Raw genomic sequence first — 21,329 nt, 5'->3', positions numbered from 1 at the left:
GACCGTAACCACTCGCATGCAGGACATTTGTCACGGAAGGCTCACGGGCGCTCGGAAGACCGCGTTATCCAATCCTGGGTTACTTGAGCGTAGAACTCGCCAGTAACCATTTGGGGCCCGAAACTGGTCCTAGGCCTTATGACACTCTTAGTACGGCTGCCCGTTGCGGGGCTACCGGAAGATGTCTGGCCGAGCGCCCAAGATCTGGGTGACGCTGGACGGCCGAAGACGGTGCCAGCCGAGATTCGACGCCGAATCACCCCCGACCTCGCAGGGTAGCGAGGTCCACGAGACGACCCGCCGCAGACGAAGCGATACGCGCGAGACAGCGCACGAGGAGAAGACGTGACGATCAACGAACACGACCGGGTGTCCACCAGCCGCAATGGCGAGGTGAGTGACAGGTCGTCCTCGGCCCACAGTGCGCACGCCCTGGTCGATCTCCTCAATGCCGGTGAGCCCTATGCCGTCGCATTCGGTGGTCAGGGCGGCAACTGGCTGGAGAACCTCGAGGAACTGATCAGCTCGGCGGGCATCGAGTCCGAACTGAGCGAGGTCGTCGGCGAGGCCGCACTGCTGCTCGAGCCCGTCGCACGCGAGCTGGTCGTCGTGCGGCCGATCGGCTTCGAGCCGATGCAGTGGGTCCGCGCGCTGGCCGCCGATGAGCCGTTGCCGACCCCCAAGCAGCTCATCACTGCCGCGATCTCGGGCCCGGGCATCCTGCTCAGCCAGATGGCCGCAATTCGCGCTGTGACGCGCCAGGGGCTCGATCTGGCGGGTACCCCGCCGGTCGCCATGGCAGGTCACTCGCAGGGCGTCGTCGCGGCGGAGGCGCTCAAGGCCGGCGGCAGCCGCGACGCCGAACTGCTGGCGCTCCTTCAGCTCATCGGTGCGGCCGGCTCGTTGGTGTCCCGACGCCGGGGCATGGTGGGCCGCGGGGACAAGTCGCCCATGGTGTCGGTGACCAACGCCGACCCCGAGCGCATCGCCGAGCTCCTGGAGGACTTCTCCACCGACGTTCGCACGGTCCTCCCACCCGTCCTGTCGATCCGGAACGGGCGGCGGTCGGTCGTCATCACCGGTACGCCCGAACAGCTGGCCCGATTCGAGCTGTACTGCAGCAAGATCACCGAGCGAGAAGAGGCCGAGCGCAAGAACAAGACGCGCGGTGGCGCCGTCTTCAGCCCGGTGTTCAACGGGATTCAGGTCGAGGTGGGCTTCCACACTCCTCGGCTGGCGGACGGCGTGGAGGTCGTCACCAACTGGGCGGCCCGCACGGGCATCGACCCGGAGCTCGCTCGCTTCCTGACGGAGTCGATCTTCGTTAAGCCGATCAACTGGGTCGGCGAGGTGGAGCGCCTGCACGAGGCCGGCGCCAAGTGGATCATCGACCTCGGCCCGAGCGACACCCTGACCCGGTTGACCGCACCTGTGATCCGCGGACTCGGCGTCGGCATCGTCCCCGCCGCGACCCGCGCCGGTCAGCGCAGCCTGTTCACCGTCGGGGCAGCCCCCGAGGTGGCACCCGCATGGTCGAGCTACGCACCGTCCGCCGTGACGTTGCCGGATGGCTCGGTCAAGCTCTCGACCAAGTTCACCCGCCTCACCGGCCGCTCGCCGATCCTTCTGGCGGGTATGACGCCGACAACGGTCGACGCGAAGATCGTCGCGGCCGCCGCCAACGCCGGCCACTGGGCCGAGCTCGCCGGTGGCGGTCAGGTCACCGAGCCCATCTTCGACGCCCGCATCGAGGAGCTCACTCAGCTGCTCGAGCCCGGCCGGGCCGTGCAGTTCAACTCGCTGTTCCTCGACCCGTACCTGTGGAAGCTGCAGCTGGGCGGAAAGCGCCTGGTGCAGAAGGCCCGTCAGTCGGGCGCGCCGATCGACGGCGTCGTGGTCACCGCGGGCATCCCCGAGCTCGAAGAGGCCGTGGACCTTATCGAGGAACTCAACGGCATCGGCATCAGTAACGTCGTGTTCAAGCCGGGCACCGTCGAGCAGATCAAGTCGGTCATCAAGATCGCCGCCGAGGTGCCCGACCGCGAGGTCATCGTGCACATAGAGGGCGGCCGCGCCGGAGGCCACCACTCCTGGGAGGACCTCGACGACCTCCTGGTCTCGACCTACGGTGACCTCCGCAAGGGCTCCAACATCACGATCTGCGTCGGTGGCGGCATCGGTACCCCGGAGCGGGCCGCCGACTACCTGTCCGGCCGCTGGGCCACGCAGTACGGCTTCCCCCTGATGCCCGTTGACGGCATCCTCGTCGGCACCGCGGCGATGGCGGCGCTCGAGGCCACCACCTCGCCTGCGGTCAAGCAGATGCTCGTCGAGACCTGCGGCACCGAGCGCTGGGTGGCGGCCGGAAAGGCCCAGGGCGGCATGGCATCCGGGCGCAGCCAGCTCGGTGCCGACATCCACGAGATCGATAACGCCGCATCACGCTGCGGCCGCCTGCTCGATGACGTCGCCGGTGACGCCGACGCCGTCGCCGAGCGCCGCGACGAGATCATCGCCGCGATGGGCGTCACGGCCAAGCCGTACTTCGGTGACGTCGACGACATGACGTTCCTGCAGTGGCTGCAGCGCTACGTCGAGTTGGCGATCGGCGACGGCGACAGCACCGCCGACACCCGCAGCGGTGACTCGCCGTGGCTCGACATCAGCTGGCGCGACCGCTTCGAGGAGATGCTCAAGCGAGCCGAGGCGCGTCTGCACCCGGCCGACTCCGGACCCATCCCGACGCTCTTTGGCGCCGACGCCGAAGGCGAAGCGCTGCTGGAGGATCCGCAGGCCGCGATCGCCGCACTGCTGGCGCAGTACCCCGACGCGGAGACCGTCAAGCTGCACCCCGCCGACGTGCCGTTCTTCATCACGCTGTGCAAGACGCTCGGCAAGCCCGTCAACTTCGTGCCCGTCATCGACAAGGACGTGCGGCGCTGGTGGCGCAGCGACTCGCTGTGGCAGGCGCACGATGCCCGCTACACCGCCGACCAGGTCTGCATCATCCCCGGCACCCAGGCCGTCGAGGGCATCACACGCGTCGACGAGCCGATCGGCGAGCTGCTCGACCGCTTCGAGCAGGCGTCGATCGACGAGGCAGTCGCGCTGCTGGCGCAAAAGGGTGAGACCCCGGTTGCCGTGGTGTCGCGCCGTCAGGCCCGTGCCGACGTCGTCGGCCCCCTGGCCGTCGTCCTCGACTCGCCCGACGTCCTGTGGGCGGGTCGCACCGCGATCAACCCGGTGCACCGCATCGGGGAGCCCAGCGAGTGGCAGGTCAACGAGAACCGTTCCGCCACACACCCATCGACGGGTGCGCGCCTGGAACTGGCCGACGGCCAGGTCACGCTGAGCGTGCCGCTGTCCGACATCTGGATCACCATCCGGTTCACCCTCGGTGAGGTCACCGTCGACGGTGGCATGCCGGTCGTCACCACCGAGGACGCATCGGCGGCGATGCGCGCCGTGCTGGCCATCGCGGCCAATGTCGATGGCCCCGAGGCGCTTCCGCCGGTCGTCAACGACAGCACCACCGTCACGGTCAGCTGGGACCCGGAGGAGGTCGCCGACCACACCGGTGTCACCGCCACCTTCGGCGCACCGCTGGCCCCCGGCCTGACCCTGGTGCCCGACGCATTGGTCGGTCGCTGCTGGCCCGCGGTGTTCTCCGTCATCGGGTCCGCGCTCACCGAGGCCGGCTTCCCGGTCGTCGAGGGCCTGCTGAGCTTGGTCCACCTCGACCACGCCGCGCACCTGCTGGCGCCCATGCCGAAGACGAAGGCCGAACTCACCGTCACCGCAACGGCTTCCGCTGCGATCGACACCGAGGTCGGGCGCGTGGTGCCGGTCGACGTCGTCATCACCGACGCTGAGGGCACCGAACTCGCCAAGCTGCAGGAGCGGTTCTCGATCCTGGGCCGCAGTGGCTCGGCCGAGCTGGCCGACCCGCCGCGCGCAGGCGGTGCGATCACCGATAACGCCACCGACACACCGCGGCGTCGCCGCCGCGACGTGTCCGTCACCGCCCCCACCGACATGAGGGCGTTCGCGGTGGTGTCCGGGGACCACAATCCGATTCACACCGACCGGGCCGCCGCGCTGCTGGCCGGTCTGAAATCGCCTATCGTCCACGGCATGTGGCTGTCCGCGGCCGCGCAGCACGTCGTCACCGCCACGGACGGCCAGGCCACCCCGCCTGCCCGCCTCGTCGGTTGGACGTCGCGCTTCTTGGGCATGGTGCTTCCGGGCGACGAGATCGAGTTCCGCGTCGACCGAGTCGGTATCGACCGCGGCGCCGAGATCATCGAGGTCACCGCGAAGGTCGACAACGAGCTGGTCATGGCGGCGAGCGCGCAGCTCGCGGCGCCCAAGACCGTGTACGCCTTCCCCGGCCAGGGCATTCAGCACAAGGGCATGGGCATGGAGGTCCGCGCCCGGTCCAAGGCCGCCCGCAAGGTATGGGACGACGCCGACAAGTTCACCCGCAACACGCTGGGCTTCTCGGTGCTACACGTGGTGCGCGACAACCCGACGAGCCTCATCGCCAGCGGTGTGCACTACCAGCACCCCGAGGGCGTGCTGTTCCTGACGCAGTTCACCCAGGTGGCGATGGCCACGGTCGCGGCGGCCCAGGTCGCCGAGATGCGCGAGCAGGGTGCGTTCGTCGAGGGCGCGATCGCCTGCGGTCACTCCGTCGGCGAGTACACCGCGCTGGCGTGCGTGTCTGGCGTGTACTCGCTGGAGGGCCTGCTGGAGGCCGTGTTCCACCGCGGCAGCAAGATGCACGACATCGTGCCGCGCGACGCACAGGGACGGTCCAACTACCGCCTCGCGGCGATCCGGCCGTCGCAGATCGACCTGCCCGATGACGACGTGAACGACTTCGTCGAGCAGATCGCCGAGCGCACAGGCGAATTCCTGCAGATCGTGAACTACAACCTGCGTGGCTCGCAGTACGCGATCGCCGGCACGGTCCGTGGTTTGGAGGCGCTGGAGGAAGAGGTCGAGCGTCGTCGGGAGATCAGCGGTGGCAAGCGGTCATTCATCCTGATCCCCGGTATCGATGTGCCGTTCCACTCGTCGGTGCTGCGCGTTGGCGTCGATGACTTCCGGCGTGCGCTGCAGCGCGTGCTGCCGGAAGACACCGATCCGGCGCTGGTGGTCGGGCGCTACATCCCCAACCTGGTGCCGCGGCCGTTCACCCTGGACCGTGACTTCATCCAGGAGATCCGCGATCTGGTGCCCGCCGAGCCGCTCGACGAGGTGCTCGCCGACTACGACACCTGGATCAACGAGAAGCCGTGGGAGCTGTGCCGGCTGCTCGTCATCGAGCTGTTGGCCTGGCAGTTCGCCAGCCCTGTGCGGTGGATCGAGACCCAGGACCTGCTCTTCATCGAGGAGGCCGCAGGCGGTCTGGGCATGGAGCGCTTCGTCGAGATCGGCGTGAAGTCGGCGCCGACCGTCGCGGGTCTGGCGACCAACACGCTCAAGCTGCCCGAGTACTCGCACAACACCACCGAGGTGCTCAACGCCGAGCGTGACGCCGCCGTGCTGTTCGCCACCGATACCGATCCGGAGCCCGACGACGACGAGCCCGCTCCCGCGGCGGCCCCGGTCGCCGAGGCAGCCCCGGCCGAAGCCGCACCCGCGGCGCCGGTGGCACCCGCCGCACCCAGCGGCGGCCCGCGCCCCGACGACATCGTGTTCGACGCCGCCGACGCCACCGTGGCGCTCATCGCGCTGTCGGCCAAGATGCGCCTGGATCAGATCGAGGCACTGGACTCCATCGAGTCCATCACCGACGGCGCGTCGTCCCGCCGCAACCAGCTGCTGGTCGATCTCGGCTCCGAGCTGAACCTCGGCGCCATCGACGGTGCCGCCGAGGCCGACCTCGGCGCGCTCAAGGGACAGGTCTCCAAGCTCGCGCGTACCTACAAGCCGTTCGGTCCCGTCCTCAGCGACGCGATCAACGACCAACTGCGCACGATCCTCGGGCCGTCCGGCAAGCGCCCGGCGTACCTGACCGAACGCGTCACCAAGACATGGGAACTCGGACCGGGCTGGGCCAAGCACGTCACCGTCGAGGTGGCGCTGGGCACCCGCGAGGGATCCAGCGTCCGCAACGGCGCACTGGGCGGGCTGCATGACGGCGCCCTGGCCGACGCCGCAGCGGTGGACAAGGTCATCGACGCCGCAGTCTCTGCGGTCGGCGCGCGCAAGGGCATCGCGGTGTCCCTGCCCTCGGCGGGCGGTGGGGCCGGTGGCGTTGTCGACTCGGCAGCACTGAATGAGTTCGCCGAGAAGGTCACCGGGCGCGACGGCGTGCTCGCGTCGACTGCCCGGATGATCCTCGGGCAGCTCGGCCTGGACAACCCGGTCAGTGCCCCCGACGCCACCGACACCGAACTGATCGACCTGGTCACCGCCGAACTCGGTTCGGACTGGCCGCGTCTGGTCGCCCCGGCGTTCGACGGCCGCAAGGCTGTGCTGTTCGACGACCGGTGGGCCAGTGCGCGTGAGGATCTCGCGCGGCTGTGGCTGACCGACGAGGGTGACATCGACACCGACTGGGAGCGGCTGTCCGAGCGCTTCGAGGGTGCCGGACACATCGTGGCCACCCAGGCGAACTGGTGGCAGGGCAGGGCGCTCGCCGCGGGACGCAACGTCCACGCGGCGCTCTACGGCCGTGCCGCTGCGGGAGCGGAGAACCCCGACAATGGCCGCTACACCCAGGAGATCGCCGTTGTCACCGGTGCATCGAAGGGATCGATCGCCGCGTCCGTCATCGGCCAGCTGCTCAACGGTGGCGCCACGGTCATCGCCACCACCTCCAAGCTGAACGACGACCGCCTGGCGTTCTACCGCACGCTCTACCGGGACAACGCTCGCTTCGGTGCTCAACTGTGGGTGGTGCCGGCCAACATGGCGTCCTACTCCGACATCGATGCACTCGTCGAGTGGGTCGGCAACGAGCAGATCGAAAGCGTTGGGCCGCAGGCGATCCACCTCAAGGACGCACTCACCCCCACGCTGCTGTTCCCGTTCGCGGCGCCGCGCGTGGCCGGTGACCTGTCGGAGGCCGGTTCGCGCTCCGAGATGGAGATGAAGGTCCTGCTGTGGGCCGTTCAGCGTCTCATCGGCGGGCTGTCGCACATCGGTGCCGAGCGCGATATCGCCGCACGCCTGCACGTCGTGCTGCCGGGATCGCCCAACCGCGGCATGTTCGGCGGTGACGGTGCCTACGGCGAGGCGAAGGCCGCACTCGATGCAGTGGTGTCCCGGTGGAAGGCCGAGACGTCGTGGGCGCAGCGGGTTTCGCTGGCGCACGCGCTGATCGGCTGGACCAAGGGCACCGGCCTGATGGGTCACAACGACGCCATCGTCGGCGCGGTCGAAGAGGCGGGTCTGACCACCTACTCGACCGAGCAGATGGCGTCGATGCTGCTCGACCTGTGCGATATCGAGTCCAAGGTCGCCGCGGCGCGTGAGCCCCTGACGGCCGATCTCACCGGCGGGCTCGGCGAGATCGAGATCGACATGGCCGAACTCGCGGCGAAGGCGCGCGAGGACGCGGCGGCCGAGGCGCCGGACGACGACGATGACGTCCCGACCGGCACCATCTCGGCACTGCCGTCGCCGCCGCGCGGCTACGCGTCGGCTCCGCCGCCCGCGTGGGCCGACCTGGACGTCGATCCGGCCGATCTGGTGGTCATCGTCGGTGGCGCCGAGCTCGGGCCGTACGGCTCGTCGCGGACCCGCTTCGAGGTCGAGACCTCCGGTGAGCTGTCGGCGGCCGGCGTCCTCGAGCTGGCGTGGACCACTGGCCTGGTCAAGTGGGAGGAAGACCCGAAGCCGGGTTGGTACGACACGCAGACCGGCGACATGGTCGACGAGGGCGAACTGGTGGAGCGCTACCACGACGCCGTCATCGAGCGGGTCGGCATCCGCGAGTTCGTCGACGACGGTGCGATGCCTGCCGATCACGGTGCGCCGCTGCTGGTCTCGGTGTTCCTCGACAAGGACTTCACCTTCGTGGTGTCGTCTGAGGAGGAGGCGCGGGCATTCGCGCAGTTCGATCCCGAGCACACGGTCATCACGCCCGCACCCGAGGGCTCCGACTGGAAGGTCACCCGCAAGGCCGGCACCGAGATCCGGGTGCCGCGCACGGTGAAGCTGTCCCGCAGCGTCGGCGCGCAGATCCCGTCCGGCTTCGATCCGACCGTCTACGGCATTGGCCAGGACATGGCCGGCTCGATCGACCGCGTGGCGCTGTGGAACCTCGTCACGACGGTGGACGCGTTCCTGTCGTCCGGGTTCACCCCGGCCGAGCTGATGCGTTGGGTGCACCCCAGCCTGGTGGCCAGCACGCAGGGCACGGGTATGGGCGGCATGACCTCGATGCAGCGGATGTACCACGGCAACCTGCTGGGCAGGAGCAAGCCGAACGACATCCTCCAGGAGGTGCTGCCGAACGTCTTCGCAGGCCACGTCGTGCAGTCGTATGTGGGCAGCTACGGCGCGATGATCCACCCTGTCGCGGCATGCGCGACGGCGGCGGTCTCGGTCGAGGAGGGCGTCGACAAGATCAAGCTGGGCAAGGCTCAGTTCGTGGTCGCAGGCGGCTACGACGATCTGACGCTGGAGGCGGTCATCGGGTTCGGTGACATGTCGGCCACCGCCGAGACCGACACCATGCGGGCCAAGGGCATCAGCGACTCGAAGTTCTCCCGCGCCAACGACCGGCGCCGGTTGGGCTTCGTGGAGTCCCAGGGCGGCGGCACGATTCTGCTGGCCCGCGGTGACCTCGCTTTGGCGATGGGTCTGCCGGTGCTCGCGGTCGTGGGCTACGCGTCATCGTTCGGCGATGGCGTCCACACGTCGATCCCCGCACCGGGGCTGGGCGCACTGGCCGCAGGCCGTGGCGGCCGGGAGTCGGAGTTGGCTCGCTCGTTGGCGAAGCTCGGCGTCGGCGCGGACGATATCGCTGTGGTGTCCAAGCACGACACGTCGACATTGGCCAACGACCCCAACGAGACGGAGCTGCACGAGCGGCTCGCGGCGGCGATGGGACGTTCGGCGGGTGCGCCACTGTTCATCGTCAGCCAGAAGAGCCTCACCGGTCACAGCAAGGGCGGTGCGGCGGCGTTCCAGATGATGGGCATGTGCCAGATGCTGCGCGACGGCGTGATTCCGCCGAACCGCAGCCTGGACTGTGTCGATGACGAGCTGGCCCACGCATCGCACTTCGTGTGGGTGCGCGAGACCCTGCATCTGGGCGAGAAGTTCCCGCTCAAGGCCGGTCTGGTGACGAGCCTCGGGTTCGGTCACGTGTCGGGCCTCGTCGCGCTGGTGCACCCGGAGGCCTTCCTGAGGTCGCTGACCGCTGAGCAGCGCGAGGACTACCGTCGTCGCGCGGGTGAGCGGGTGCTGAACGGTCAGCGCAGGCTGGCGTCGGCGATTGCCGGCGGGCCCGCGCTGTACGAGAAGCCCGCTGACAGGCGCTTCAACCACGACTCGCCGGAGAAGCGGCAGGAGGCCGACATGCTGCTCGACCCGACGTCGCGCCTCGGCGAGGACGGTTGGTACACGCAGCGATGAGGGCACGTGCCGGGAACACGGTGAGTGCGTGCGCGGGCAGCCGTACGCGGTGCGGTAGCTTCTGCGCGTGAGCATCGTCGGGGTCGGCATCGACCTGGTCAACATTCCGGATTTCGCTGAGCAGGTCGATCAGCCGGGCACTGTGTTCGCTGAGACGTTCACGCCGGGGGAGCGCCGCGACGCCGCGGACAAGAGTTCGTCGGCGGCGCGGCACCTCGCGGCGCGTTGGGCGGCCAAGGAGGCCGTGATCAAGGCGTGGTCGGGTTCGCGGTTCAGCAAGCGGCCGGTGCTGCCTGAGGGCATCCACCGCGATATCGAGATCGTCACCGACATGTGGGGGCGGCCCAAGGTGCGGCTGTCGGGCGCAATCGCTGAACACCTCAAGGACGTGACGATCCATCTGTCGCTGACACACGAGGCGGATACAGCGGCCGCGGTCGCCGTCCTGGAGTCCTAGTTTTCTGCCTCGAACTCGCGGGAGACTGCGCCGTTCAGTCCTTGCGTCCGGTGAATGCGAGGCTGACGCCGAGACCAACCATCGCGACTCCGCCGGCACCGCCGATCGCGGCGATTCTGCGGGGGGACTGAGCGAACCAATCTCGCGCGAGACTGGCGGTCAGGGCCCAGACACTGTCGGAAATCACGGCGATGAGAAGGAAGACGACACCTAGCGTGAGCATCTGGGCCAAAACGTGTCCCGCGGCCGTGTCGACAACCTGAGGCAGTGCCGCAACGAAGAACACGATGGTCTTGGGATTGGTCACACCCACGATGAACCCGTCCGCCAGCACTCTGCTCGGCCGTGCCGCGGGCGAGCCGCCGGCGAGTGCCTCGCCCAACGCGTGCCGGTGCCGGATGGCCTGGACGCCGAGGTACACCAGGTAGGCCACGCCGATCATCTTGATGATGCTGAACGCCAACGCCGAGGCGAATATCAGTGCTCCAGCACCCAGGGCCACGGCAAGGATCTGGATATAGGCGCCCACCGCGTTACCCGCCACGGTCAACAACGCCTGGCGTCGGCCGACTGTCAGCGCCCGACCGACGGTGAACAGGACGCTTGGCCCCGGAATCACAATCACCAGGAACGAGATCAGCCCGAACGCGAGCAGGTGAGTCATGGACGGCATGCAGTGACGATACGTCGACGGACTAGCCTCACGGACATGGTTGATCTGGTCGATCGGGTCCGTGAACTTCTGCCATCGGTGCGTGCCGATCTCGAGGATCTGGTGCGGATCGAGTCGGTGTGGGCCGATCCGGCGCGTCGTGACGAGGTCCGGCGCAGCGCGGAGGCCGTGTCGAAGTTGTTGTCGGCCGCGGGCTTCGGCGATGTACGGATCGTCAGCGAGGGCGGGGCACCCGCTGTGATCGCACACCATCCCGCACCGCCGGGTGCGCCGACGGTTCTGCTGTACGCCCATCACGACGTACAACCCGAAGGCGATCGCGCGCAGTGGAACTCACCGCCGTTTGAGCCGACAGAGCGTGACGGGCGCCTCTACGGGCGTGGTACCGCAGACGACAAGGCCGGGATCGCAACGCATCTGGCGGCGTTCCGGGCCCACGGCGGGAATCCGCCGGTCGGCGTCACGGTGTTCGTGGAGGGGGAGGAGGAGTCCGGCTCGCCGTCCCTTGGCGCGCTGCTGGCCGCCCATTCCGACGCGCTGGCCGCCGACGTGATCGTCATCGCAGACTCCGAGAACTGGAGCACCGAGATCCCGTCCCTGACGGTGTCGCTGCGGGGGCTCGCCGACTGCGTCGTGGAGGTCGCGACGCTCGACCACGGTCTGCACTCCGGGCTGTGGGGCGGGGTGGTGCCCGACGCCCTCACCGCGCTGGTGCGGCTGCTGGCGAGCCTGCATGACGACGATGGCAACGTGGCGGTGGACGGTCTGCACGAGGGGCTGGCCGCCGACGTCGACTACCCGGCGGGCCGGGTCCGCGCCGAATCGGGTCTGCTCGACGGGGTCCGCGAGATCGGTTCCGGCTCGGTGGTTCAACGTCTCTGGGCCAAGCCGGCCATCACCGTCATCGGCATCGACACCACGCCGATAGCGGCGTCGTCGAACACCCTGATCCCGCGTGCGCGGGCGAAGGTCAGCATGCGGGTGGCCCCCGGTGGTGACGCGCGTGCGCACCTCGCGGCCCTTACCCGCCACCTGGAGGCGCACGCACCGTGGGGTGCGCACGTCACCGTGACGCCGGGTGACGTGGGTCAGCCCTACGCGATCGACGCCGCGGGGCCGGTCTATGACGCGGCGCGGGCCGCGTTCCGGAAGGCGTGGGGACGCGATCCGATCGATATGGGGATGGGCGGGTCGATTCCGTTCATCGCCGAGTTCGCCAACGCCTACCCCGACGCCAGGATTCTGGTCACCGGCGTCGAGGATCCAGGGACCCAGGCGCACAGCATCAACGAGAGCTTGCACCTCGGGGTGCTGGAGCGCGCGGCCATCGCCGAGGCGCTGCTGCTGGAGTCGCTGGGTGGCGAGGCCGGGCGCTAGACCGAGATGTCGCGTCGAAGCTTGGCGACGTGTCCGGTGGCCTTGACGTTGTACTGGGCGACCTCGATATTGCCCTTCTCGTCGACGACGAACGTCGACCGGATGACGCCCTGAACGGTCTTGCCGTACATCGACTTCTCGCCGAACGCGCCCCACGCCGTCAGCACCTCGCGGCTCGGGTCGGACAGCAGGGGGAACGTCAGTCCCTCATTGTCGCGGAACTTGGCGAGCTTCTCGGGCTTGTCGGGGGAGATGCCGATGACATCCAGACCGGCCTCATTCAGTTCGGACAGGCTGTCCCGGAAGTCGCACGCCTGCTTGGTGCACCCTGGTGTGGAGGCTGCCGGGTAGAAGTAGACGATCACCTTGCGGCCCTTGAAGTCGCTCAGTTTGACCGTGTTGCCGTCGGCATCGGACAGGCTGAACGCGGGCGCTTTGGCGCCTACCTCCAGGCGGGGCGTCGGTGACATTCGGGATCCCTTCTGGTTGGCCGTGCGCGGCGTCGCGGATCGGCTCAACTAGGGTAGATCGACAAGGCGTAGGCAAGGTGAAGGGGCTGACGTGGCGGACAGGGATCCCGACGACATCAAGCAGGAGATCGACAAGGCCCGCGATCAGTTGGCCTTGACTGTGGACGCACTCGCCGAGCGGGCCAATCCCAGCCGCATCGCCGACGATGTCAAGGCCGGTGTCCTCGATTTCGTGAAGAAGCCCGTGGTGGCGGTGTCCATCGCCGGGCTGGGCACGATCGTCCTCGTTGTGTTCATCCGGCGGATCAAGAACCGCTGACGTCCCCGGGTCGCTGCGTCAGCGGCGGCGGAGCCGGAACAGGTCGGTGAATGAGAATCGCGGCGGATTCGCCGTGCGTCCAAGCCGACTGCAGTTGTAGACCACCACAACGCTTTGCGCTGCGGCTTCGTGCTGTGCCTCGACGACAGGTGGGAGAGTCGAGGTCGTGGCAACAGATGTTGTCATCTAGCTAATTCCTCGCTTCCCTCTCGATCGTTCCTCGATGTCTCGCTCGCGGACTCTACAGCTAACTTCAGCTTAGCAGTCCGTACCCACCGGAGTGGTATTCAAAACATCCAGAAAAGCCTGTTCGCGAAGTTTGTCAGTCTGCGACGCGTTTTCTGAAACAGCTGAAAAGCGACTCATTTGGCGATTACAGCACACCACCGGAATGCTTGCTGGCTAGCGCCGCCAGCAATTTACCACGACGTCAGTCGCAATGCGCGGGGGATAGCCAGAACTGCATCGCCGCGACGGTTTGCGCGGCCGCGATCGCGTCAACCCGAGCTGAGTTGGCTGGTAGCGGGGTGGCCGATCGATTCATCGGCCGTCCGAGGCGTGGAACTTCGCTGGCATTGCAGCGGGGCGCAGAGTTGCTCGGATGGCGATCATGAGCGCCGACTCGAGTGAGCTACCTCATCGGCGTTCCGCCCTGTTGCGGATCGGCGGGGAACCCGGCGGACCTGAGAGCTGAAACTGTCCTGAAACCACAAAAGCCGCAGAGTCTCTGCGGCTTTCGGTGGTGCGCCGTCAGGGTTTCGAACCCCGGACCCGCTGATTAAGAGTCAGCTGCTCTACCAACTGAGCTAACGGCGCGCGTGGAAGACGATAACAGGCAACTGCGGCGCAGATGAAATCCGCATGTCAGACAAACCCGGACGCGTGTAACGATCGCGCCCCTGTCGGCGGTTTCCCTTAGACTACTGCCAAGTAGTGCAACCCCCTGGTCCCGTCCAAACCCCGTTGTGAGGTGCAAGTAGTCATGTGGCGAGTCCATTCGGTGGCCCGTCCGCGTCGGAGGTTGACGAGGGTGGCAGCACTCCTGGTCATGCCCGCCGTTGTATTCGGCCTGAGCGCGTGCAGCGGTTCGGCCGCCGCCCCGTCGCAGCAGCAGACCATCACCGAAAAGGGAACGCCCTTCGGGGACCTTCTGGTGCCCAAGCTGACCGCATCGGTGACCGACGGTGCCGTCGGGGTCACGGTCGACGCTCCGGTGACGGTGAGCGCAGAGGACGGCGTCCTGGGTGCGGTCAGCATGACCGACGAGGACGGCGCGCCGGTCGCCGGTCGACTCAGTCGCGACGAGCTGACGTGGACCACCACCGATCCGCTGGACTACAACGCGCGGTACACACTGAGCGCGCAGTCTCTGGGACTTGGCGGCGTCACCACGCGCTCGATGACGTTCCAGACGCACTCGCCCGACAACCTCACCATGCCGTACGTGTCGCCGGCCGAGGGTGAGGTCGTCGGCGTCGGGCAGCCGGTCGCGGTCCGTTTCGACGAGAACATCCCCAACCGTCGCGCCGCCGAGGCCGCAATCAAGGTCACCACCAAGCCTGCCGTCGAGGGTGCCTTCTACTGGCTCAACAACCGCGAGGTGCGCTGGCGCCCCGCGGCCTACTGGAAGCCGGGCACCACGGTCGATGTCGCCGTCAACACCTACGGCGTGGACCTCGGGGACGGACTGTTCGGTCAGGAGAACGTCAGCACGCACTTCACCATCGGCGACGAGTTGATCGCGACGGCAGACGACAGCACCAAGACGCTGACCATCCGGCGCAACGGTGAGGTGGTCAAGACGATGCCGATCTCGATGGGCAAGAACAGCACGCCCACCGACAACGGCACCTACATCATCGGCGACCGGCTCTCCCACATGGTGATGGACTCCTCGACGTATGGCGTGCCGACGAACTCGCCCAACGGATATCGCACCGAGGTCGACTGGGCCACCCAGATGTCCTACAGCGGCATCTACGTGCACGGTGCGCCGTGGTCGGTGGGCAGCCAGGGCTATAGCAATGTGAGCCACGGCTGCCTCAACGTCAGCACGAGCAATGCGAAGTGGTTCTACGAGAACACCAAGCGTGGCGACATCGTCGAGGTGTCCAACACGGTCGGTTCACGGCTGTCGGGAACCGAAGGACTCGGTGACTGGAACATCCCCTGGGCGCAGTGGAAGGCCGGCAACGCCAACCTCTGACCGTCGAGCGTCGAGCGTCACGACGACCGCACTTCCGCGACATGTCAGTGGCTCGCGGAATCATGTCGAGCATGAGCATCGACAACGAGCTGCTGCGGTCCCTTAGCCGTCACCCTGCGACTGGACCGCGATTGGTTGAGTACGTGGTCACCGGCAAGTGGGCCAAGCCCAAGGCGGGCCTTGCCTTGGCGGACTCAGACGCACCCGCAAGCTGCGACCGCCCGCCGAAGTCGCTGCTGTGGCGGTAGGTCTCATCAACTCCCAAGGCTGAGTTGATGTTCGGGACATCGTCAGTGCCCAGAGACCTGGCCGGGCTCCCAGAGGGTTGAGTTGTGCACCTGGTCGGCTTGGATGCCGTCGTCGTCGGCGATGGAGGTCACACCACTTCCTTCGTGAACTTCGACAAGTTCGTCGTAGGTCCCCGTATCGGGCGATGGTGTTGCCACGGCGTGGCCGACACCGCCAAACACGGCGAAACCGGCCAGGCCGATCGCCAAACTACTTGCGGCAAACAACTTCTTTGTGGTGCTGGAAACCTGCTCGTTCACGGTATTACCCCCCGGTAGGACCCCCGACCAGCCAAGGCGGCAGGTCGTTCTGTTGAAGACCTGTCCATCCCACGCCGATTCCACGCGCGCGTCAATGGTTAGCAAACTATCCGACGCACTGGGGGTCAGGGGTGCCCGGACGCGCGGCGTTCGGCCCACGGGAATGCAAAAGGTGGGAGGGCCAAAAGGCCCTCCCACCTGCTTGGGTGGCTGACGGGACTCGAACCCGCGACAGCCAGGATCACAACCTGGTGCTCTACCAACTGAACTACAGCCACCATTGCTGCTGTGTCGTCTCCGGCACTGCAGCGACGTCGATACTAGCCTCTCGGAGGCTCAGTCGCCGAATCAGATGTCGCCTGCCCGTTGCCTGGCGGACCCAATTCGGCGGCCACCGCGGCGATGTCGCTGGTGGAGGGGCCTGGCTCGGTGACGAACGCGGTGCGGCGGTAGTACTTCAGTTCCCGGATCGACTCGTGGATGTCGGCGAGCGCGCGGTGCGACAGGCCCTTCTCGGGCTGACCGAAGTAGATCCTCGGGTACCAGCGGCGGCACAGCTCCTTGATCGAGCTGACGTCGATCATCCGGTAGTGCAGGAACCCGTCGAGGACGGGCATGTCCCTGGCGATGAATCCGCGGTCGGTGGAGATCGAATTACCGCACAGCGGTGCCGTGTTCGGCTGTTTGACGTGACTTCGGATGTAGTCCAGGACCATCGCCTCGGCGGTGGCCAGATCCGTTGTGGACCTGCGCACCTCCTCGGTGAGGCCGGACTTGCGGTGCATCGTGGCGACCACCTCGACCATGCCGTCCAAGGCGGCATCGTCGGCGTGGATCACCACGTCCACCCCGTCCCCGAGGACGTTCAACTCGGCATCGGTCACCAACGCCGCGATCTCTATGAGTCGGTCCGACCCCAGATCGAGGCCAGTCATCTCACAGTCGATCCAGACCAGTTCGTCACGCACAGCGGTCCACAGTATTCCCACGGCCGACATGCGCCCGACAACACCCACCGAACGCCGGGTCTGACACGTTAGGGTCGGCGCATGACGACGGAATCGACCGCCACCCCCGCGCAGCAGATAGCCGCTGGTTACGTCGGCGAGGGACCCGCTCTGGAGCTCGGCACAGTCGTCGTCGACGGCGTCGTCGACCCGTCCGCGCAGGTGCGGATTCCGCTCGCGACGGTGAACCGGCACGGCTTGGTGGCCGGTGCGACCGGCACCGGCAAGACCAAGTCGCTTCAGGTGATCGCCGAGCAGCTGTCGGCGGCGGGTGTGCCGGTCCTCATGGCCGATGTGAAGGGCGACCTGTCCGGACTGTCCCGCCCGGGCGAGCCAGGAGAGAAGACCACCCAGCGGGCCACCGACACCGGGGACAGCTGGACGCCGACGGCCTATCCGGTCGAGTTCCTGTCCCTGGGGACTAGCGGTATCGGCGTGCCGGTGCGCGCCACGATCACCAGCTTCGGCCCGATCCTGCTGTCGAAGGTGTTGGACCTCAACGCCACCCAGGAGTCCACCCTCGGGCTGATCTTTCACTGGGCCGACCAGAAGGGTCTGTCGCTGCTGGACCTGAAGGATCTGCGCGCGGTGATCCAGTACCTCACCAGTGACGAGGGCAAGCCCGAACTCAAGGCGCTTGGCGCGGTGTCACCCGCGACCGCCGGGGTCATCCTGCGCGCGCTGGTCAACCTCGAGGCCGAGGGCGCGGACACGTTCTTCGGCGAACCCGAACTCGAACCCAAGGACCTGATCCGCTTCGACGCCCAGGGCCGCGGGATCATCACGCTGCTGGAGCTGGGCAACCAGGCGGCGCGGCCGGTGATGTTCTCCACGTTCCTGATGTGGGTGCTGGCCGACCTGTTCACGACACTGCCCGAGGTCGGCGACGTCGAGAAGCCGAACCTGGTGTTCTTCTTCGACGAGGCCCACCTGCTGTTCACCGACGCCTCCAAGGCCTTCCTCGAACAGGTCGAGCAGACGGTCAAGCTGATCCGCTCCAAGGGTGTCGGCGTGTTCTTCTGCACCCAGCTGCCGACCGATATCCCCAACAACGTGCTCAGCCAGCTCGGCGCCCGAGTCCAGCACGCCCTGCGGGCGTTCACCCCGGACGACCAGAAGGCACTCACCAAGACCGTGCGGACCTACCCGAAGACGTCCGTCTACGACCTGGAGGAGGCGTTGACCTCACTGGGAATCGGCGAGGCGATCGTCACCGTGCTGTCGGAGCGGGGCGCGCCGACCCCGGTCGCGTGGACCCGGATGCGCGCGCCGCGCTCACTGATGGACACCATCGGCAACGACGCCATCGCCGCGGCCGCCAAGGCGTCCCCGCTGCAGGCCGAGTACGGCCAGACCATCGACCGCGAGTCCGCCTACGAGCGACTCAACGCGCGCGTCGCCGAACCGGAGACCACCGAGCTGCCGCCGCCCGTGCCGACAGCCGCTCCCGGCGGCGCGAGCGTCTCGGGACAGGTCAAGGTCACGCACGTCACCGAGCCCGGAATGCTGGACAAGATGATGAGCAGCCCCGCGTTCAAGAGCGCGATGCGTTCGGCGGGCACCGTCATCGGCCGCGAGATCACCCGCAGCATCTTCGGCACCGGACGGCGCAAGCGCTGACCGCTCGTTTGGATCCTCGAGACTGCTGGGAGATCGCGATATCTCGCAATTCGACGATCTCACAGCAGTCTCGGCGACTGGGGCTGACGTGCCGCGCGAAGCCGCTAGCCGCCGCCGAGACGTTTGTAGACCGCGCCGACGATCGGCGTGACGATCGAGCGCGGCGCGTACCCGCTGGCCACCGACATCGCCTTGGACGTCACGCCGGGCACGACGCGCATCTTGTTGCGCTCCAGGGCATCCAGCGAGATCTTCGCGGTGTACTCGGTCGAGATCCACAGGAAGTCGGGGATCAGCTTCTCGACGAGCGACTGCTCGGTCTCATCGGGCAGCGTCTCGCGGACCGGGCCGGGCGCCAGCAGCGTGACGTGGATGCCCAGACGCTTGACCTCACCGCGCAGCGACTCGCTGAACGTGTTCGCGAACGCCTTGGACGCCGCATAGGTGGCGTTGTTGGGGATGGGGGAGTTGCCCGCCGCCGAACCCGAGATCAGGATGCCGCCGGCACGCCGTCGCGCCATGCCCGGCAGCACCGCCAGGGCGAGGTCGTGCACGCCAAGCACGTTGAGCTGCACCTGCGCCTTCTCCCCGTCGACGTCGAGGTCGGCGACCGGGCCGAACGTCGCGGTGCCCGCATTCGCACACAGGATGGAGATGTCGCGCTGCGCCAGCTCCTCGCAGAACACATCACGCGCGGCCGGGTCTGTGAGGTCGACCGCGCGCACCTCGACCGTCACCCCGTAACGCTCGGTGAGCCGTTCGGCCAGGGCCGTCAGCACCTCCTCGCGGCGCGCCGTGATGATCAGGTGATGCCCGCGAGCGGCGAGTTCGGTGGCCAGCGCCTCGCCGATGTTCTGCGAAGCGCCGGTGACGACCGCGCGGGCGTCGGGATGGGGAGCGGGTACTGGCATGGCGCCAATCGTAGGGACCCGTCGTGCGACCAATAGAGTTGAGGCCATGACCAGCCCCGGCACGGTGTCGCTGACCGCCGGGAGGTCGCGAGTCGCGGCGTGGGCGCTGTGGGACACCGGCGCCACAGGGATGAACGCCATCGTGGTGACGTTCGTCTTCTCGGTGTATCTCACCGGACAGGTGGGCGCGGGTCTGGACGGGCCCGTCACGCCGGCGGAGTGGCTTGGCCGCGCGCTGACGGCGTCCGGGCTCGTGGTCGCCGTACTGGCCCCCGCGACGGGGATCTGGGTCGACGCCGCGCACCGCAGACGGACGGTGCTCACGGTGCTGACGGGCGCCGCCGTTCTTCTGACGGCCTCGATGAGCCTCATCCGCGACGATCCCGACTACCTGTGGCCGGGACTGGCACTACTGGCGTGTACCGCGGCGTGCAGTGATCTGGCCACGGTGCCCTACAACGCGATGCTCCGCGATCTGTCCACGCCGCAGACATCGGGTCGAATCTCCGGATTCGGTTCCGCAGCGGGCTATTTCGGCACAGTCCTGCTGTTGTTGGTGGTCTACCTCGGCTTGGTCGCCGGTGACGGTGACACCCGCGGGCTGCTGGGAATCCCCGCCGACGACGGCTGGCCGGTGCGGTCGGCGATGCTGCTGACGGCGGCCTGGTTCACGCTGTTCGCGCTGCCGCTGCTGCTGTCCCGTCGTACCGAGGCCGTTGTCGACGACACACCTCGCGTGGGCCTGCTCGGCGCGTACCGCAAACTCTGGGCAGAGTTGACCGACCAGTGGAAACGCGATCACAACATCGTCTACTACCTGATCGCCAGCGCGATCTTCCGCGACGGGTTGACCGGCGTCTTCACCTTCGGGGCGGTACTCGGCGTCACCGTGTACGGCATATCGCAGGCCGACGTCCTGCTGTTCGGCATCTGCGCGTGCATCGTCGCCGCCCTGGGGGCGGTACTGGGCGGACTGATCGACGACCGCGTCGGATCCAAACCCGTCATCGTCACGTCGCTGTCCGCGATGATCGTGGTGGCATCCACCCTGATAAGCCTCGACGGGCCCATCGCGTTCTGGATCTGCGGGCTGCTCCTGTGTCTGTTCATCGGGCCCACCCAGTCATCAGCGCGCACGCAGATGCTGCGCCTGACGGCCGAGGGCAAGGAGGGCGTGTCGTTCGGCCTTTACACGACGACGGGTCGGGCGGCATCGCCGTTGGCGCCGTGGTTCTTCGCGATGGCCATCGCGATATTCGGGACGGACCGCGCCGGCATGGGCGGGCTGGTCGCCGTCCTGGCGCTCGGGTTGTTCGCGATGCTGCTGGTGCGAACGCCCAGATCAGCTGACCGGACTGCAGATAGTCAGGCCTGAGCCCGACCGCTCCTGAAGCGGCACGCCGTTGATCGAGATGGAGCAACCGATCTCGCGACCGACGTTGATGATGCTGACACTCGCCGACTGCTCGGCGGGCGCCGAGAGTTCCACCTGCTTGCTCCAGGGCAGCATGACGTTGAACTCGGTCTGGAACATGCCGCCGCTGTCGATGTAGGTGATGTTGATGGCGCGGCCGGTGCCGGTGACGTCGTAGACGACGGTCTCGGTCTCACCCGGTGTGGCGGACCCTCCCGGCGGTGTTGGGCCCGGAATCGGGAACGGCAGTGGCAGCCGGGGTGCGCTCGGTGTGAGCGTGGTCGTCGGGGGAGCCGTGGTGAAACTCGGCTCGGGAGGCGAGGTGGGGGGTGCGACGACCGTCTCCTGCTGCGATGTGTTGACGACGACCAGCGCGATGACGAGACCGATGACTATGACCACCGACAGCGCCGCCAGCGCCCACAACCACAGCCGCGTGGGGGGCCCCTCTGGCTCGGGGGGCTCGGGCGGTTGGCCAGCCGGGGGGTACTGCGCACCGAACTGCTCGGTCGGCGGCGGCTGATAGGTGTGGGGCGAGTACGGAGGCAGTTGCTGAGTCTGGTCGGGCGTCGGCGGAGCCTGATAGGACGGGCCGTACGACGCCTGGTTCGCGTAAGCCGGATCGGCGTAGCCCGGGTACTCGTAGGGCAGTTGCTGCGTCGGATCCGACTCGTCGCGTCGTGAATCCGTCATGACCACCTCATGGGCGCAAGGGTACCCGCGTGTCGAA

Annotated in this window: 14 protein-coding genes and 2 tRNA genes; 8 read left to right on the top strand and 8 right to left on the bottom strand. The window is 67.6% G+C overall.

Going from position 1 to position 21,329, the window contains the following annotated elements:
- Positions 1 to 345: 345 nt before the first annotated feature.
- Complete coding sequence (locus ABIA65_RS30080) at positions 346 to 9,597, top strand: fatty acid synthase subunit beta domain-containing protein (protein ID WP_354525825.1); 9,252 nt, start codon at positions 346 to 348, stop codon at positions 9,595 to 9,597.
- A gap of 67 nt (positions 9,598 to 9,664) precedes the next feature.
- Positions 9,665 to 10,054, top strand: a complete 390-nt coding sequence (acpS, locus tag ABIA65_RS30075) for a holo-ACP synthase AcpS (RefSeq protein ID WP_241404274.1) — start codon at positions 9,665 to 9,667, stop codon at positions 10,052 to 10,054.
- Positions 10,055 to 10,088: 34 nt separating this feature from the next.
- On the opposite strand, the gene ABIA65_RS30070 is transcribed toward acpS, so the two are convergent.
- Positions 10,089 to 10,727 (bottom strand): LysE family translocator, encoded by a 639-nt coding sequence (locus tag ABIA65_RS30070; protein WP_354525824.1) that lies wholly within the window; start codon positions 10,725 to 10,727, stop codon positions 10,089 to 10,091.
- Between the two features lie 36 nt (positions 10,728 to 10,763).
- Between ABIA65_RS30070 and ABIA65_RS30065 the strand changes: the two genes are divergently transcribed.
- Positions 10,764 to 12,104 carry a dipeptidase gene (locus ABIA65_RS30065; protein WP_354525823.1) on the top strand — a complete coding sequence of 447 codons (1,341 nt, stop codon included), beginning with the start codon at positions 10,764 to 10,766 and terminating at the stop codon, positions 12,102 to 12,104.
- On the opposite strand, the gene bcp is transcribed toward ABIA65_RS30065, so the two are convergent.
- Positions 12,101 to 12,574 carry a thioredoxin-dependent thiol peroxidase gene (gene bcp / locus ABIA65_RS30060; RefSeq protein WP_354525822.1) on the bottom strand — a complete coding sequence of 158 codons (474 nt, stop codon included), beginning with the start codon at positions 12,572 to 12,574 and terminating at the stop codon, positions 12,101 to 12,103. The two genes, ABIA65_RS30065 and bcp, sit on opposite strands and share 4 nt — an antisense overlap.
- Before the next feature lie 91 nt (positions 12,575 to 12,665).
- On the opposite strand from bcp, the gene ABIA65_RS30055 reads away from it, so the two are divergent.
- Positions 12,666 to 12,893 carry a DUF3618 domain-containing protein gene (locus ABIA65_RS30055; RefSeq protein ID WP_354525821.1) on the top strand — a complete coding sequence of 76 codons (228 nt, stop codon included), beginning with the start codon at positions 12,666 to 12,668 and terminating at the stop codon, positions 12,891 to 12,893.
- A 740-nt stretch (positions 12,894 to 13,633) separates the two neighbouring features.
- On the opposite strand, the gene ABIA65_RS30050 is transcribed toward ABIA65_RS30055, so the two are convergent.
- A tRNA-Lys gene (locus ABIA65_RS30050) sits at positions 13,634 to 13,709 on the bottom strand.
- 166 nt (positions 13,710 to 13,875) lie between these two features.
- Here ABIA65_RS30050 and ABIA65_RS30045 point away from each other — a divergent pair.
- Both ABIA65_RS30045 and ABIA65_RS30040 read left to right on the top strand, forming a co-directional pair.
- Entirely contained in the window at positions 13,876 to 15,099 is a 1,224-nt protein-coding gene (locus ABIA65_RS30045; RefSeq protein WP_241404279.1) for a L,D-transpeptidase, read from the top strand.
- A 71-nt stretch (positions 15,100 to 15,170) separates the two neighbouring features.
- Positions 15,171 to 15,347 (top strand): hypothetical protein, encoded by a 177-nt coding sequence (locus ABIA65_RS30040; protein ID WP_241404280.1) that lies wholly within the window; start codon positions 15,171 to 15,173, stop codon positions 15,345 to 15,347.
- 42 nt (positions 15,348 to 15,389) lie between these two features.
- On the opposite strand, the gene ABIA65_RS30035 is transcribed toward ABIA65_RS30040, so the two are convergent.
- The 3 genes from ABIA65_RS30035 to orn all read right to left on the bottom strand — a co-directional run bounded on the left by ABIA65_RS30035 (position 15,390) and on the right by orn (position 16,615).
- Positions 15,390 to 15,647, bottom strand: coding sequence for a hypothetical protein (locus tag ABIA65_RS30035; protein ID WP_241404281.1), 258 nt, complete (start codon positions 15,645 to 15,647; stop codon positions 15,390 to 15,392).
- Positions 15,648 to 15,852: 205 nt separating this feature from the next.
- A tRNA-His gene (locus tag ABIA65_RS30030) sits at positions 15,853 to 15,925 on the bottom strand.
- 42 nt (positions 15,926 to 15,967) lie between these two features.
- Complete coding sequence (gene orn, locus ABIA65_RS30025) at positions 15,968 to 16,615, bottom strand: oligoribonuclease (protein ID WP_241404282.1); 648 nt, start codon at positions 16,613 to 16,615, stop codon at positions 15,968 to 15,970.
- A gap of 81 nt (positions 16,616 to 16,696) precedes the next feature.
- Between orn and ABIA65_RS30020 the strand changes: the two genes are divergently transcribed.
- Positions 16,697 to 18,274, top strand: a complete 1,578-nt coding sequence (locus ABIA65_RS30020) for a helicase HerA-like domain-containing protein (RefSeq protein ID WP_241404283.1) — start codon at positions 16,697 to 16,699, stop codon at positions 18,272 to 18,274.
- A gap of 104 nt (positions 18,275 to 18,378) precedes the next feature.
- Here the strand turns inward: ABIA65_RS30020 and cmrA are convergent, their stop codons facing one another.
- Positions 18,379 to 19,185 (bottom strand): mycolate reductase, encoded by an 807-nt coding sequence (gene cmrA / locus ABIA65_RS30015; protein WP_241404284.1) that lies wholly within the window; start codon positions 19,183 to 19,185, stop codon positions 18,379 to 18,381.
- Between the two features lie 46 nt (positions 19,186 to 19,231).
- Between cmrA and ABIA65_RS30010 the strand changes: the two genes are divergently transcribed.
- Entirely contained in the window at positions 19,232 to 20,560 is a 1,329-nt protein-coding gene (locus ABIA65_RS30010) for an MFS transporter (RefSeq protein ID WP_354525820.1), read from the top strand.
- On the opposite strand, the gene ABIA65_RS30005 is transcribed toward ABIA65_RS30010, so the two are convergent.
- Positions 20,528 to 21,292: an MmpS family transport accessory protein gene (locus ABIA65_RS30005; protein WP_354525819.1), complete on the bottom strand. Its 765-nt coding sequence runs from the start codon at positions 21,290 to 21,292 to the stop codon at positions 20,528 to 20,530. The genes ABIA65_RS30010 and ABIA65_RS30005 overlap by 33 nt on opposite strands.
- Positions 21,293 to 21,329: the final 37 nt, after the last annotated feature.

Source organism: Mycolicibacterium sp. 624 (assembly GCF_040548615.1).
Classification (GTDB): domain Bacteria; phylum Actinomycetota; class Actinomycetes; order Mycobacteriales; family Mycobacteriaceae; genus Mycobacterium.
The sequence above is the reverse complement of the archived record's forward strand: the minus strand, read 5'-3'. Positions and strand labels throughout refer to the sequence as shown.